The sequence below is a fragment of the Cupriavidus sp. 05N39 genome (assembly GCF_056397325.1).
In genome coordinates this window covers 1-1128 of record NZ_JBFTNE010000251.1, presented here as the reverse complement: position 1 = coordinate 1128, position 1128 = coordinate 1, and the positions used below count along the sequence as shown (strand labels likewise).

2 protein-coding genes are annotated in these 1128 nt (G+C 61.2%); one reads left to right on the top strand and one right to left on the bottom strand.

Annotated features, from left to right (window positions below; translation table 11 throughout):
- Positions 1 to 174: 174 nt before the first annotated feature.
- Complete coding sequence (gene tnpA, locus AC1DN0_RS41100) at positions 175 to 588, bottom strand: IS66 family insertion sequence element accessory protein TnpA (protein WP_441637748.1); 414 nt, start codon at positions 586 to 588, stop codon at positions 175 to 177.
- 214 nt (positions 589 to 802) lie between these two features.
- Here tnpA and AC1DN0_RS41095 point away from each other — a divergent pair.
- A partial coding sequence (locus tag AC1DN0_RS41095) for a helix-turn-helix domain-containing protein (protein WP_477146614.1) occupies positions 803 to 1128 on the top strand: 326 nt, incomplete at its 3' end.

The window sequence follows — 1128 nt, the reverse complement described above, 5'->3', positions numbered from 1 at the left end:
ACCTTGGCACGGATGACTTTCTGTTCCTGAGTCATGGCGGACTCCTTGTGGATTCCGCCGCACACTGGCACTCTGGGCTACGCCCTTCGCACCGATGTGCGGCGGCATGGATAACCAACCACTGTCAGATTTAGTCTAGGCTATTACAGATGAAAGCCTGCACATCGCCGCTGATCAGCACCGGCCGCCTCCCAACTGCCCCAGCACGAAGCGCACGATGCGTTCGGCATGCACCCCGGCCATCTCGATACGTGCGCCGCCGAGCGTAACGACCACCTGGTCGCGTGACCTCGATAGCGCTGAGTCGTTTGTCGGCAGGACATTCGGCACCGCAACCGTTGCCGCAGCGATGAATGCCGTGTCCGCAGTCACTGCGATTGGCGGCGCCGCCGGCAATTGCTGCTCGTGGCTCAATCGCTTGCGCCACAAGCTGAAAGTGCTGACCGCCAAGCCGTGTTGCCGGCAGAAGGCGCGAATGCTCCCGCCGCTGTTCCGCCATTGCGCCAGCAGATCGCGCCAGAAAGCCTCATCGTGGCGGTCATACCTTGCCCCGGCTCGTCCGCTCTTACCTTCCCGCTGATCGGCCATCGCTTCACTCCCAGAAATCGTGAAGCTACTACCTTCTCATCGCCGCCCTCTACTCGCCAGACGGGTTCCGCTGACGGTTACGTAGCGCAGGCCCGCTCCTGCGCTACCGAAAAACTGCTCGCGCACTCGTTCTATTGAGACTTGTATAAATCATGACAACCGATTCGAGTCTCACGCGTTATCTGATCAAGGCGTTGATCGGGAGTTCGATTGCATGACTGGGAAGATGGACGAAGCGACCAGAAAGCGGGTTCGCGCTGGACGGATGCTGTTAGCGAACAAGCCGGTCGCGGAGGTTGCGGCTGCGGTGGGCGTGGCACGGCAGACGGTGTACACATGGAAGGCGCGACTGGACGAAGGCGGCTTCGATGCGCTGCGCACCATGGCCCGTGGACGGCCGTCGTTGCTCGACGATGCCCAGCGCGAGCAGTTGTGTCGTGCTTTGCTGCAGCGCCCCACCGAGCATGGCTTTGGCACCGAACTGTGGACGCTCAAACGGGTGCGTCTACTCATCGAGCAACGCTTCGGGGTGTCATACAA

Coding starts and splice junctions, on each gene's coding strand:
- tnpA (WP_441637748.1), bottom strand. CDS start 588: ATGGCCGATCAGCGGGAAGGTAAGAGCGGACGAGCCGGGGCAAGGTAT.